Source organism: Thauera sp. K11 (genome assembly GCF_002354895.1).
In the GTDB taxonomy this organism is placed as follows: domain Bacteria; phylum Pseudomonadota; class Gammaproteobacteria; order Burkholderiales; family Rhodocyclaceae; genus Thauera; species Thauera sinica.
In genome coordinates, this window is sequence record NZ_CP023439.1 from 3150769 (window position 1) to 3162997 (window position 12229).

Annotated in this window: 13 protein-coding genes; 6 read left to right on the plus strand and 7 right to left on the minus strand. The window is 68.6% G+C overall.

What is annotated here, in order from left to right:
- The first annotated feature begins 102 nt into the window (after positions 1-102).
- Both CCZ27_RS13745 and CCZ27_RS13750 read left to right on the plus strand, forming a co-directional pair.
- The gene (locus CCZ27_RS13745) at positions 103-1050 is read left to right on the plus strand and encodes a methyltransferase domain-containing protein (RefSeq protein WP_096449033.1); all 948 of its coding nucleotides are present in this window, start codon (positions 103-105) and stop codon (positions 1048-1050) included.
- Positions 1051-1068: 18 nt separating this feature from the next.
- Positions 1069-1716, plus strand: a complete 648-nt coding sequence (locus CCZ27_RS13750; RefSeq protein WP_096449035.1) for a pyrimidine 5'-nucleotidase — start codon at positions 1069-1071, stop codon at positions 1714-1716.
- Positions 1717-1718: 2 nt separating this feature from the next.
- Here CCZ27_RS13750 and CCZ27_RS13755 read toward each other — a convergent pair whose 3' ends face one another.
- The 3 genes from CCZ27_RS13755 to yihA all read right to left on the minus strand — a co-directional run bounded on the left by CCZ27_RS13755 (position 1719) and on the right by yihA (position 4139).
- The gene (locus tag CCZ27_RS13755; RefSeq protein WP_232516413.1) at positions 1719-2216 is read right to left on the minus strand and encodes a GNAT family N-acetyltransferase; all 498 of its coding nucleotides are present in this window, start codon (positions 2214-2216) and stop codon (positions 1719-1721) included.
- On the minus strand, positions 2213-3229 hold the full coding sequence (gene hemB, locus CCZ27_RS13760) for a porphobilinogen synthase (RefSeq protein ID WP_096449037.1): 1017 nt from the start codon (positions 3227-3229) through the stop codon (positions 2213-2215). Before hemB ends, CCZ27_RS13755 begins: the two co-directional genes overlap by 4 nt.
- A 223-nt stretch (positions 3230-3452) precedes the next feature.
- On the minus strand, positions 3453-4139 hold the full coding sequence (gene yihA, locus CCZ27_RS13765) for a ribosome biogenesis GTP-binding protein YihA/YsxC (RefSeq protein WP_232516414.1): 687 nt from the start codon (positions 4137-4139) through the stop codon (positions 3453-3455).
- 130 nt (positions 4140-4269) lie between these two features.
- Here yihA and CCZ27_RS13770 point away from each other — a divergent pair, with 130 nt between their 5' ends.
- Entirely contained in the window at positions 4270-4899 is a 630-nt protein-coding gene (locus CCZ27_RS13770) for a c-type cytochrome (protein WP_096449039.1), read from the plus strand.
- A 259-nt stretch (positions 4900-5158) separates the two neighbouring features.
- Here CCZ27_RS13770 and CCZ27_RS13775 read toward each other — a convergent pair whose 3' ends face one another.
- Positions 5159-6019, minus strand: coding sequence for a ferritin-like domain-containing protein (locus CCZ27_RS13775; RefSeq protein WP_096449041.1), 861 nt, complete (start codon positions 6017-6019; stop codon positions 5159-5161).
- 112 nt (positions 6020-6131) lie between these two features.
- Here CCZ27_RS13775 and moeA point away from each other — a divergent pair, with 112 nt between their 5' ends.
- Genes moeA through phoU form a run of 3 tightly spaced genes read left to right on the plus strand, consistent with a single transcriptional unit; the run spans position 6132 to position 8864 of the window.
- On the plus strand, positions 6132-7379 hold the full coding sequence (moeA, locus tag CCZ27_RS13780) for a molybdopterin molybdotransferase MoeA (protein ID WP_096449043.1): 1248 nt from the start codon (positions 6132-6134) through the stop codon (positions 7377-7379).
- 53 nt (positions 7380-7432) lie between these two features.
- Positions 7433-8119, plus strand: coding sequence for a ribose-5-phosphate isomerase RpiA (gene rpiA / locus CCZ27_RS13785; RefSeq protein ID WP_096449045.1), 687 nt, complete (start codon positions 7433-7435; stop codon positions 8117-8119).
- A 46-nt stretch (positions 8120-8165) separates the two neighbouring features.
- The gene (phoU, locus tag CCZ27_RS13790) at positions 8166-8864 is read left to right on the plus strand and encodes a phosphate signaling complex protein PhoU (protein ID WP_096452576.1); all 699 of its coding nucleotides are present in this window, start codon (positions 8166-8168) and stop codon (positions 8862-8864) included.
- Positions 8865-8987: 123 nt separating this feature from the next.
- On the opposite strand, the gene CCZ27_RS13795 is transcribed toward phoU, so the two are convergent.
- Genes CCZ27_RS13795 through argA form a run of 3 tightly spaced genes read right to left on the minus strand, consistent with a single transcriptional unit; the run spans position 8988 to position 12099 of the window.
- Positions 8988-9260 (minus strand): oxidative damage protection protein, encoded by a 273-nt coding sequence (locus CCZ27_RS13795; protein ID WP_096449047.1) that lies wholly within the window; start codon positions 9258-9260, stop codon positions 8988-8990.
- 44 nt (positions 9261-9304) lie between these two features.
- A complete protein-coding gene (locus CCZ27_RS13800; RefSeq protein WP_096449049.1) occupies positions 9305-10684 on the minus strand; it encodes a sensor domain-containing diguanylate cyclase in 1380 nt (459 codons plus the stop codon).
- Positions 10685-10743: 59 nt separating this feature from the next.
- A complete protein-coding gene (gene argA, locus CCZ27_RS13805; RefSeq protein ID WP_232516415.1) occupies positions 10744-12099 on the minus strand; it encodes an amino-acid N-acetyltransferase in 1356 nt (451 codons plus the stop codon).
- Between the last annotated feature and the right edge of the window lie 130 nt (positions 12100-12229).

Genomic DNA, 12229 nt, shown 5'->3' on the forward strand with positions numbered 1-12229 from the left:
GGATCCCGGTCCATGACAATGGTTACCGCAGCGCAAAACCACGCGGCGGCGGCCGGCGGCGCGACACCGTGCGCAGCCCGGCCGTCGCCCTCTGCCCCGCTCATGACATCCCGCCCCCAAGACTCCGCACCCGGAGATGCAGCCGCCGCCGGCGACGCCTTCCATCTCGACCGCCACCTGCTCCGGCGCCGCTTCGCCCGCGCCGCCGCCACTTCCGACGGCGCCGATCCGCTGATCCGCGAGATCGCCCGGCGCATGGACGAGCGCCTAGACTACATCCGCCTCGCCCCGAAGCGCATCCTCGACCTCGGCTGCGGCACCGGCGCCGACCTCGAACGGCTGGGAGAGCGCTTTCCCGAAGCCCAGGTGATCGCCGCGGACTTCGCCCTGCCGATGCTCGCACGGGCGCGCGCGCGCAAGCCGTCGGCCCCGCCGGGCGGCCTGTTGCGCAGGCTGCTTGGCGGCGGAGGCAAGCCGCTGCCGGCCGTCGCCGCCGACGCCCGCAGCCTGCCCTTCGCGCACGGCACGCTGGGCATGGTGTGGTCCAACCTCATGCTTGCCGCGCTCGACGACCCGCTGCCCGCATTGCAGGAAATCCACCGGGTGCTCGAGGTCGGCGGCCTGCTGATGTTCTCCACCCTGGGGCCCGACACCCTGCGCGAACTGCGTGCCGTCCTGCCTGCCGGCAGCGGCGAACGGGTACACCGTTTCATCGATATGCACGACATCGGCGACACGCTGGTGAAGGCCGGCTTCGCCGATCCGGTGATGGACATGGAAATGCTCACCCTGACCTATGCCGATCTCGACGGCCTCTTCGCCGACCTTCGCGCCACGGGCAGCACCAACGCCAGCACCGCGCGCCCACGCGGGCTGTCGGGCCGGCGCGCATGGTCCGAGGCCCGCGCGGCCTATGAAAGGCTGCGCAGCGGCGGACGTCTCCCGGCAAGCTTCGAGATCATCCAGGGCCACGCCTGGAAGGCCGCACCGAAAACCGCGGCAGACGGACGCAGCATCGTGCGCTTCCACCCCCGCCCCCTGCCGCACTGACCCGCTCCCGCACGCACGATGGCTTCCCTTCCGATCTGGCTCTTCGATCTCGACAACACGCTGCACGACGCCAGCCCGCACATCTTCCCGCACATCAACCGCAGCATGACCGAATACCTGGAGCGGCACCTGTCGCTCGGCCGGGAGGAGGCCAATGCGCTGCGCAAGCGCTACTGGGAGCGCTACGGCGCGACCCTGCTGGGCCTGATGCGGCACCACGGCACCGATCCGCGGCACTTCCTCGTCGAGACGCACCGCTTCGAGCGCCTGCACGAGATGATGGTGTTCGACCGCGCCTTGCGCGGCATGCTGCGCAGGCTGCCGGGGCGCCGGATCGTGTTCTCGAATGCGCCGCGGCACTACGCGCGGGCGGCGCTGGAAGTCATGGGCGTCGCCGGCGAATTCGAGGAGGTGGTCGGCATCGAGGACCTGGACTATCAGCCCAAGCCGGGTATCCAGGCCTACCGGCGGCTGTTGTCGGCGCGCCGCCTCAATCCGTCGCGCTGCATCATGGTCGAGGACACGGCGGCGAACCTGCGCACCGCCAAGCGGCTGGGCATGCGTACCGTGCTGGTGAGCCGCGGCCTGCGCACGCCCGCCTACGTCGACATCAAGCTCGCCTCGGTGCTCGACCTGCGGCGCCAACTCGGACGCCTGATCGCCTGAACTCAGCGGCGCTGCATCAGGACCGCGCCCGCACCATAGCCTTCGGGCAGGCGGAAAGGGATGCCGGAGAATCCGAGCCGCCGCCAGAAGGCAACCGCATCGGCCAACGCCACCAGCCGCAGTCCGCGGTGGCCGGCGGCGTGCGACCAGTCCGCCACGCGCGCCAGCAGCCTGCCGCCGACGCCGGTGCCGCGCGCGCAAGGCGACACGGCCAGGTCGTGGACGAACCCGTGTTCGGCACCAACCGGCAGGCGTTCGACTTCCGTATGCAGGGGAGGCGCGCCGTCCGACCAGGGATGGGCGAGGACGTAGCCCACGCCCTCGCCTCCCGCTTCGGCCAGCCAGCAGCCCTCCGGCGCCAATTGGAGCTTGCGGCCGAGCACGCCGGCGGATTCCTGGTAGGCATCGCCGTAGGCTTCGCGCTGAATGCGCAGCACGGCGGGCAGATCATCCGCGCGCAGCGGGCGCAGGACGAGCGCCGCGGACGGCGCCGGCGTCACGCGCCCGCCTTCAGCCAGCGCGCGGCGTCGAGCGCGAAATAGGTCAGGATGCCGTCGGCGCCGGCACGCTTGAACGCGAGCAGCGCCTCCATCGCGCACGCCTTCCCGTCCAGCCAGCCGTTGGCCGCCGCGGCCTTCAGCATCGCGTATTCGCCGCTGACCTGATAGACATAGGTCGGCACCTGCAGCTCGGCCTTCACCCGGCGCACGATGTCGAGGTAGGGCAGGCCGGGCTTCACCATGAACATGTCCGCCCCCTCGGCGATGTCCATCGCCACCTCGCGGATGGCTTCGTCGCTGTTGGCCGGGTCCATCTGGTAGGTGTACTTGTTGCCCGCGCCGAGGTTGCCGGCCGAGCCCACCGCGTCGCGGAACGGCCCATAGAAGCTGGAGGCGTATTTCGCCGAATAGGCCAGGATGCGGGTGTGGATGCGGCCGCCGGCATCGAGTTCGGCGCGGATGCGGGCGACCCGCCCGTCCATCATGTCGGACGGCGCCACCACGTCGGCGCCCGCCTGCGCATGGCACAGCGCCTGCTTGGCGAGCGCCTCGAGGGTCTCGTCGTTCATCACGTAGGCGCGCGGGTCGTCGCGCGCGATGAGTCCGTCCTGGCCGTGGCTGGTATAGGGGTCGAGCGCGACGTCGGTGATCACGCCGAGCGCCGGGAAGCGCTCCTTCAGCGCCTGCACCACGCGCGGCACGAGGCCATCCGGATTCCAGGCTTCCTCGGCGCCGTCGGACTTGCGCGCCGCGTCGATCACCGGGAACAGCGCCAGCGCCGGCACGCCGAGCGTCTGCGCCTCTTCGGCGACGCGCAGCAGATTGTCGAGCGAGACGCGGCTGACGCCCGGCATCGACGGCACGGCCTCGGTACGGTCCTGTCCTTCGAGGACGAAAACCGGGTAGATCAGATCATCGGTCGTGAGCACGGATTCGCGCATCAGGCGGCGCGAGAATTCGTCCCGCCGCATGCGGCGCATGCGGGTGACGGGAAAGGCGGGAGTGGGTCGCATGAGGTTCGGAATGTATGGAATTCGGTGGATTGCCGGATGGGTCCCGAAGCCTTGCGCATACGGGAAACAATCACGCAAGCCCCGGAAAAACATGAGGAAACGAAATCGATCGGGAACTTCCCGCGTTATGGTCTATCTTACAACGCAGATGGTGCTGAGCCGTCTCCCGCTTCACCTCCCTGAGCGGGTGCCTTACCCCCCAGTAAGGCATTTTCACCCCCGACTATATCCCCTGGTCGGGGGTTTTTGTTTTCGGCCGGGCGCCATCTTCGGCCCCCTCTCCGCCCGGCGCCGGCGGTGCGGCCGTCTCGTCCGTGCGCAGTCCCAGCCAGCCCGCGACGACGCGCTCGGTCTCCTCGACCCCCGCCTTCTTCAGGCTGGAGAACAGTTGCACCGTCACCTGCGGGCCGAATGCGGAAAGCTCCCGGCGCACGGCCTGCAGCGCAGCGCTCGCCGCCCCGCGCGACAGCTTGTCGCTCTTCGTCAGCAGCACGTGCAGCGGCCGGCCGGAGGGCACGAACCAGTCGATCATCTGGCGGTCCAGGTCGGTCAGCGGATGGCGCACGTCCATGATCAGCACCAGGCCGATCAGGCTTTCGCGCTTCTTCAGATAGGTCTCGATCAGCCCCTGCCACTGGCGACGGATCTTCTCGGGCACGGCGGCGTAGCCGTATCCCGGCAGATCGACCAGCGAGGCGCCGCAATTGAGGCGGAAGAAATTGATGAGCTGGGTGCGGCCCGGCGTCTTCGACACGAAGGCCAGCCTCACATGCCCCGCGAGCGTGTTGATCGCGCTCGACTTGCCGGCATTGGAGCGCCCGGCGAATGCGATCTCGGCCCCGCCGGGAGGCGGAAGCCCGGACGGTTTGGCGATCGATATCTCGAATTGTGCGTTGCGGAACAGGGACATGAAAAATGGACGGAAAACCTGCAGTACAGCGGAACGGAGCCCGCATCGCATCGCGCAAGGCGCGTTTCATGGGATAGAATACCGCGTTTGAAACATTTGAAACATTCACTCACGGCTTTCAGAGGACACCATGATGAAGCGTTCCCTGCTGCTCTCGTCGTTGCTGCTGGTCGCCGGCAGTCTCCAGGCCCAGGCGCCGGCGCCCGACCCTGCCAAGGCGAAGCAGACCGCGGAAACGGTCTGTGCGGCCTGCCACAATGCGGACGGCAACAGCATGCTTCCGGCCAACCCGAAGCTCGCAGGGCAGCATGCCGATTACATCTACAAGCAGTTGCACGACTTCAAGGGCTGGGACGGCAAGAAGGCGGTACGTGAGAACGCGATCATGTCGGCCATGGTCGCCGGCCTGGACGAAGCGGACATGAAGGGACTGGCACAGCATTTCTCGGCGGCGGCACTGCAGCCGGAACCCGCCAAGAACCTCGCCACCATCGAACTGGGCCAGAAGATCTGGCGCGGCGGGATACCGGCCAAGGGTGTGCCGGCCTGTGCCGCCTGTCACGGTCCGGCCGGCGCCGGCCTGCCGGCGCAATACCCGCGCCTGTCCGGCCAGTTCGCCGAATACACCGAAGTCCAGCTCAAAGCCTTCCGCGACGGCGTGCGCGCCAACGATCCAAACCGGATGATGAGCATGATCGCGTTGAAGCTGACCGATCCTGAGATCAAGGCCGTCGCCGACTACGCAGCCGGCCTGCGCTGATTCGCGCGGCATCGGGACTGGGCGACGAGGGGTGGCTGCTGCCACCCCTCTTTTTTTCGGCTCGTCGCACCCGCACGCCGTCGCTGACCGGCGGGGCCGGCATCCGGCACGGCATCGCGCACAGCGTTCGAACTGCCGGGCTCGATGCGCCTTGTCATCGGCCTGCCCGCCATTCTCGCCGTCGCGCCGACAAGGATCGGACTGGCCGGACGGTCGTCGCCATCTGCGGCCTGAACATGCCGCAGACGGGCCCGCCCTCCTACGGCCCGCTCCGGGTGGCAGCGGGCACGGCAGCCCCCGCACTCGCGCAGCCTCCCTTGCTGCTGCCGGACAGCACGTCGAGTTCCGACTCGGAAAAGCCGGCTGCGAGCCGCGCTTCGCGATGCAGGGGCGGATGCGGCCGCGGCGCGTCGAAGGCGTCGATCAGCGCCAGATAGGTCGCTTCCGGCTCGAGACCGCGCCCGGCGCACGACAGCCGGAACCAGCGGTCGCCGACGGCGACGTGGCCGATCTCGTCGCGCAGGATGATCTCGAGCACGGCCACGCTGTCCTCGTCGCCGATCGACTTCAGCCTCGCCATGATGGGCGGCGTCGCGTCGAGACCGCGCGCCTCCAGCACCCTGGGCACCAGCGCCATGCGCGCAAGCAGATCATGGGCAGTGCGGCAGGCCATCATCCACAGGCCGTCGTGAGCGGGGAAGTCGCCGTAGTCGAAGCCGAGCGCCTTCAGCCGCCGGCGCACCAGATCGAAGTGATGGGCTTCCTCGGCCGCCACGCGCAGCCAGTCGTCGTGGAAATCGGCCGGCATGCTGCGGAAGCGATGCACGCAGTCCAGCGCTAGGTTGATCGCGTTGAACTCGATGTGGGCGATGGCGTGCAGCAGGGCCCCATGCCCCTCCCGGCTGCCGATGCCGCGCCCGGGAACCTTCCGGCCCTCCACCAGGATCGGCCTCGGCGGCCGGCCCGGTACGTCGATGGGCTCCTGCCGGTCTTCCGCGGCAACGGCATGCAGGCGCCCCTGCAGCCAGTCCGAACGCAGCCTGGCGGTCGCCGCGCATTTTTCCGCCGGGTCGCACAGCATCAGGGCGTGGAGCGCGGCATCGTGGATCAAGCGAATCATGCGCGCGAGTCTAGCAAACACGGACCGGGTCGCCCGCGGCGGCGCGCTCCGATGGCACATTGTGGTAAAAGGAAACCAATTGCGCAGCATGCAGCACACCGGATTCCGTCAGATGCCCAAGCAAAACCCTGCCGCCGACACGCGCGACCTGCTCAGCGTCGCCGATGCCCGCAGGATGATTCTCGATAGCGTTTCCGCCGTCGTCGGCCGGGAGTACGTCACCGTGCGCGCGGCGCTCGGACGGGTGCTGGCGGCAGACGTCGTGGCCCCGTGCAACGTTCCGTCCCACGACAATTCGGCCATGGACGGCTATGCGATGCGCACCGCCGACCTCGCCGCGGGGGACGACACCGTCCTGCCGGTGGCCGGCACCGCGTTCGCCGGCAGGCCGTTTGCAGGCGCCGTCGGACCCGGCCAGGCGATCCGTATCATGACCGGCGCGCCGATCCCGCAGGGCGCCGACACCGTCGTCATGCAGGAAGCGGTCCGCCGCGACGGCGGCCGCATCGTCGTGCCTCCGGGGCAGGAAACCGGGCAGAACGTGCGCCGCGCCGGCGAGGATCTGGTGCAAGGCACCGTCGCCGTCGCCGCCGGCACCCGCTGCGGCCCTGCGCAGCTCGGCCTGATCGCCTCGCTCGGCATCGCCGAAGTCGCCGTGCGGCGCCGGCTGCGGGTGGCCTTCTTCTCCACCGGCGACGAGATCGCTCCCATCGGCCGCCCGCTGGCGCCGGGCGAGGTCTATGACAGCAACCGCTACACGCTCTTCGGCGCGCTCAGCCGGCTCGGCTGCGACCTGCTCGACATGGGCGTCGTAGCCGACGATCCGGCCTCTCTCGAGGGCGCCTTGCGCGACGCCTCGCTCGCAGCCGACGTGATCGTCACCAGCGGCGGCGTATCGGTCGGCGAGGCCGACTTCGTCCGCGACCTGATGTCCCGCATGGGCGAAGTGGCCTTCTGGACGCTGGCCATCAAGCCGGGCAAGCCGATGGCCTTCGGCCGCATCGGCGATGCGGTGCTGTTCGGCCTGCCCGGCAATCCGGTGGCGGTGCTGGTGACCTTCTATCAGGTGGTGCAGGACGCCCTGCTGCAGATGATGGGCGTATCGCCCCTGCCCGCTGCGCAGCGCTTCCACGTGCCATGCGAGATGGCCATCCGCAGGCAGCCCGGCCGCCGCGAGTTCGTGCGCGGCCGGCTGCTGCGCGACGGCGGCCGGCTCGCGGTCACGCTGGCCGGCGCGCAGGGTTCGGGCGTGCTGCGCTCGATGTCGGAAGCCGACTGCTTCATCGTGCTGCCCGAGGACTGCGCCGGCGTCCGGCCCGGCGACGCCGTCCTCGTCGAACCCTTCGCCGGCCTGGTCTGAGCCTGGCGCGCCGCCCGGCCCGGCATCTTCACGCATCCCTACCGGAAATCCCGATGACACAGGACGAACTCAAGAAGGCCGCGGCGCTGGCCGCACTGGACTACATCGTCGACGACACCATCGTCGGCGTGGGCACCGGCTCGACGGTGAATCATTTCATCGACGGCCTGGCGGCCATGCGCACGCGCATCCGCGGCGCCGTCTCCAGTTCGGAGGCCAGTTCGGCGCGCCTGGCGGCCCATGGCATCCCGGTGTTCGACCTGAACGGCATCGAAGAAATACCGCTCTATGTGGACGGCGCGGACGAGATCGACGGCCGCTTCTGCATGATCAAGGGCGGCGGCGGCGCCTTGACGCGCGAGAAGATCGTCGCCGCGGTATCGGCCCGCTTCGTCTGCATCTGCGACGCCAGCAAGCTGGTGGGCACGCTCGGGCGTTTTCCGCTGCCGGTGGAAGTCATCCCGATGGCCTGCTCCCACGTCGCCCGCGAACTGGCCAGGCTGGGCGGGCAGCCGCGGGTGCGCGAGAATTTCGTCACCGACAACGGCAACCTGATCATCGACGTGCATGGCCTGACGATCGCGGACCCATTCACCCTGGAAGCCCGGATCGACCAGATCGTGGGCGTGGTGACCAACGGCCTCTTTGCCGCCCGCGGCGCAGACGTGCTGCTGCTGGCCGGCAGCGAGGGCGTGGAGCGGCGCCTACGTGACGCTGCCATGACTGAAACAAGAATTTAACATTCCACTGATAGGCTGCCCCAACTTGGACTGAACCATGGCAACGATGAACGAACACACTCACCGGCAGTTCGACTCCGAACTCGAGGCCATCCGCAGCGGCGTACTGAAGATGGGCGGACTGGTCGAAACCCAGGTTGCCAATGCCATGGAAGGGCTGAAGTCGGGCAACCTGGCTTTGCTCGACCAGGTCATCGAGAGCGACCACCGCATCAATCTGCTCGAGATGCAGATCGACGAGGACTGCAACCACATCATCGCCAAGCGCCAGCCGACCGCGGTCGACCTGCGTCTGGTGATGACGGTCGTGAAGTCGGCTTCCGACCTCGAACGCATCGGCGACGAAGCGAAGAAGATCGCCAAGGCGGCAAGGCGCCTGCACGGCGGGGACAAGCCCTTTTCGCCGCGCGTCGAGCTGGGCCACAGCGCCGGCATCGCGCTGGACATGCTGCGCAATGCGCTCAACGGCTTCGCCCGTGCGGATGCGTCCGGTTTCGCCTCGATCAAGTCGCAGGACGCCGAGGTCGATGCCAACTTCAAGGGCACGATGCGCCAGCTCATCACCTTCATGATGGAAGATCCGCGCACCATCACGAACAGCCTGGACCTGCTGTTCATCGCGAAGTCGATCGAACGCATCGGCGACCATGCAAAGAACATCGCCGAGTTCGTGGTGTTCCTGGTGCAGGGCAGCGACGTGCGCTACGAGAAGTCGCTGGCGAAGGAATCGGGCAAGGAAGCCTGAGCCGGAAAAGAGCGCCGGGGAAAGCCCGGCCCGCCGCAGCGGCGGCATGAAACGACAAGGGGATGGCCGCGGCCATCCCCTTGTCGTTTCATGATGGTACCCCGCGCAGGGGGCCGGGCTGCCTTATTGCGCGGGCGGCACGTAGCCGCTCACCTCGTCCGCGCCGCCGCCGAAGAAGTGCTTTTCCATCTGCTCGGCGAGGTATTTCCGCGCCCGCGCATCCATCAGGTTCAGGCGGTTCTCGTTGATCAGCATGGTCTGGTACTTGACCCACTGCTGCCATGCTTCCTTCGACACGTTGTCGAAGATCCGCTTGCCCATCTCGCCCGGAACCGGCGGAACATCCAGCCCTTCGGCCTCGCGGCCGAGCTTCACGCAGTTCACCATGCGCGCCATCGTTCAATCCTCAGAGTGGTTCATCAAGAAGCCGAGGCCGCATTCTAGCCCGAATGGCGGCTGAACTCGCCCGGCTGGCGGGTGGAGAACGTCCACCGGTTGCGCCCTTCGCTCTTCGACCGGTACATCGCCTCGTCGGCCGCCGCCATCAGGCCCTCCGCGTCGTCGGCATGGTCCGGGAAGATCGCCATGCCGATGCTGGCGGTGACGCTCACCGCACGGCCGCCGAAGCTGAACTGCAGGCCGGCGACGCCCTCGCGCAGGCGGGCCGCGAGTTCGGACAGGCCGCGCGTATCGGTATCCGGCACCAGCAGGGCGAACTCGTCGCCCCCCAGGCGGAAGAACATCTCGTTGCGGCGGATGATGCGCCGCACGCCTTCGGCGAGTCCCACCAGCACCGCATCGCCGGCCTGGTGGCCGAAGGCATCGTTGATCGGCTTGAAGCCGTCGAGATCCAGCGCCACCAGCCCCACCCCGGCGTTGCGGCGCACCGCGTCGACCAGCATGCGCTCGAGTTCCTCGTGGAAGCGGCGCCGGTTGTACAGGTTCGTCAACGGATCACGCTCGGCCAGCGCCACGAGCTGCTCCGACACCCTGCGCGACTCGGTGATGTCCTCGTAGATCCATACCCGGCCGATGCCGTGGGCACGCTGGCCGCCGACCACCACCGCCGACCGGTCGGTGACGGTGCGCCCGTCGCGAAAGCGGATCTCGAACGGTTCGCTGACCGGAAGCCGGTTCTCCAGCACCTGCTCGAGATGGGCGAGGAAGACGTCCGGTTCGGCCAGCAGCGGCAGGACCGTCTGCTTGAGGACCGCCTCGCGCGTGCCGATGAGGTTGGTGTCGGGGGAATAGCCCCAGATTTCCAGCATGGCGCGATTGGCATAGAGCACGCGCCGGTCGTTGTCGATGAACAGGATGCCGAGACGGATCAGGTTCAGCAGGACAGCCAGGCGCTGGCGCTCGTCGATGCTGCGGACCAGGTAATGTTCGCGCAGCGCCTGCGCACGGCGCAGTTCGGCGACCGTCTCGAGCAGCTTGTACTCGGTTTCCTTGCGCGTCTGGATGTCCTCTGCCGACAGTTGCAGCACGGCGGGTTCGCCGTTCTCGCCGTCGACGCGCCGCCAGTGCGAGGCCACCCACACCACGGCGCCGTCGGCGCGGGTGAAGCGCAGTTCGACGTCGCGGGTGGCGCCGTCCTGCAGCACCTGCGCGAGCAGGCGGCGGCAGTGGTTGCGATCGGTGTCCACCACCAGCAGTTCGATGGCATCGGCGGCGGCCAGGCATTGCGCCGGGGAGCGCCCCGTCACCCGCTCGATGGAAGGGCTGATCCACAGCAGCCGGCCTCCGGCGTCGAGCAGCGCCTCCACGCCGTGGACGCCTTCGGCGACCTTGCGCAGCAGGGACAGGCCCGGCCGATCCATCGGATTCGCCGCGCCGCCATCGGCACAGGCCGGAACGGTACGCAATCGCCGGCGAGACGTCATAGCGGCTTCACGAACACCTTGGAACGGCGGTGGTAGTTGTAGAGGTCACGCTTTTTCTGCGGCAGCGCCTCGGGACCGACCTCGGCGAAGCCGCGTTCGCGGAACCAGTGCGCGGTGCGGGTGGTGAGCACGAACAGCCGTTCCAGGCGCTGCACCCGCGCCCGCCGCTCGATGCGCTTGAGCAACTGGTCGCCCAGCCCGGCGCGGCGGTACTCCGGCATCACCGCCAGGCAGGCAAGCTCGGCCGCGTTCTCCTCGCTGAACGGATACAGCGCCGCACAGCCCACCAGCACGCCGTCGTGCTCGACGACGGTGAAGCGCTCGATCTCCTGCTCCAGCAGTTCGCGGCCGCGCCGCACCAGCGTGCCGTCGGCCTCCATCGGCGAGATCAGCGACACCAGCGCGCCGACGTCGTCTATCGTGGCCTCGCGCAGGCGGAACAACGGGTCGCGCGACACCACCGTGCCCACGCCCGCATGGGTGAAGAATTCGAGCAGCAGCCCACCGTCCTTGTCGCGGTCGATCAGATGGCAGCGCGACACGCCGCGGCGCACCGCGCGTATCGCGCACGGCAGGTAGAGGTGCAGGTCGTCGGTCAGCCCCTCGCGCGCGTCGAGCTTTCGCTGCGCCTCGTCGGCGGTCACCGATTCGATCAGGCGCCCGTCGTTGTCGAGCAACCCCGGCGCGTCGCACAGGTAGATCAGCTTTTCCGCCTTCAACGCGACCGCCACCGCCTCGGCCACGTCCTCCATCGCCAGGTTGAAGATCTCTCCCGCCGGCGACACACCCAGCGGCGTGATCAGCACCACGTTCTGCTGGTCGAGGTCGGCGTTGATCTCCTCGGCGATGATGCGGCGCACCGCGCCCGTGTATTGGTAGTCGACGCCGTCGACCACCCCCACCGGCCGTGCAGTGATGAAATTGCCGCCCGTCACCCGCATGTAGCTGCCAGCCATCGGCGTGTTCGGCAGCCCCTGGGACAGCAGCGCTTCCACCTCGAAACGCGTCACCGCCATCGCCGACTTCACGCATTCCAGCGCGGCGGCGTCGGTCACCCGCAGCCCTTGGTGGAAGCGCGGTTCCAGGCCGCGGCGCGCCAGTTCGGCGTCGATCTGCGGGCGCGCCCCGTGCACCAGCACCAGCCGGATGCCGAGCGCGGCGAGCAGGTTGCAGTCGTAGGCCAGCGTCTGCGCGCGCTCGCCGGCGGCGACCTCGCCGCCGAAGCCGAGCACGAAAGTCTTGCCGCGAAAGGCGTGGATGTAGGGCGCGGCGCCCCGCACCCAGGCGACGAACCGCGACTTGGAATCTTCCGGCACCGCAGCAACCGGAACAGGCAGGGAATCGGCGTTCAAGCACTCACCGCATCGTTGAACCGGCGACGCATTGCAGGAAAGCCTCGCCGAACCGTTGTCATTGACGCGATTCTAGCGGAAGCCATTCCCCGCCGCGCGGGCACCGCGGCGCGGGCGTGGCGCAGTGCCC

Coding starts and splice junctions, on each gene's coding strand:
- CCZ27_RS13745 (WP_096449033.1), top strand. CDS start 103: ATGACATCCCGCCCCCAAGACTCCGCACCCGGAGATGCAGCCGCCGCC.
- CCZ27_RS13750 (WP_096449035.1), top strand. CDS start 1,069: ATGGCTTCCCTTCCGATCTGGCTCTTCGATCTCGACAACACGCTGCAC.
- hemB (WP_096449037.1), bottom strand. CDS start 3,229: ATGCGACCCACTCCCGCCTTTCCCGTCACCCGCATGCGCCGCATGCGG.
- yihA (WP_232516414.1), bottom strand. CDS start 4,139: ATGTCCCTGTTCCGCAACGCACAATTCGAGATATCGATCGCCAAACCG.
- CCZ27_RS13770 (WP_096449039.1), top strand. CDS start 4,270: ATGATGAAGCGTTCCCTGCTGCTCTCGTCGTTGCTGCTGGTCGCCGGC.
- CCZ27_RS13775 (WP_096449041.1), bottom strand. CDS start 6,019: ATGATTCGCTTGATCCACGATGCCGCGCTCCACGCCCTGATGCTGTGC.
- moeA (WP_096449043.1), top strand. CDS start 6,132: ATGCCCAAGCAAAACCCTGCCGCCGACACGCGCGACCTGCTCAGCGTC.
- rpiA (WP_096449045.1), top strand. CDS start 7,433: ATGACACAGGACGAACTCAAGAAGGCCGCGGCGCTGGCCGCACTGGAC.
- phoU (WP_096452576.1), top strand. CDS start 8,166: ATGAACGAACACACTCACCGGCAGTTCGACTCCGAACTCGAGGCCATC.
- CCZ27_RS13795 (WP_096449047.1), bottom strand. CDS start 9,260: ATGGCGCGCATGGTGAACTGCGTGAAGCTCGGCCGCGAGGCCGAAGGG.
- CCZ27_RS13800 (WP_096449049.1), bottom strand. CDS start 10,684: ATGGATCGGCCGGGCCTGTCCCTGCTGCGCAAGGTCGCCGAAGGCGTC.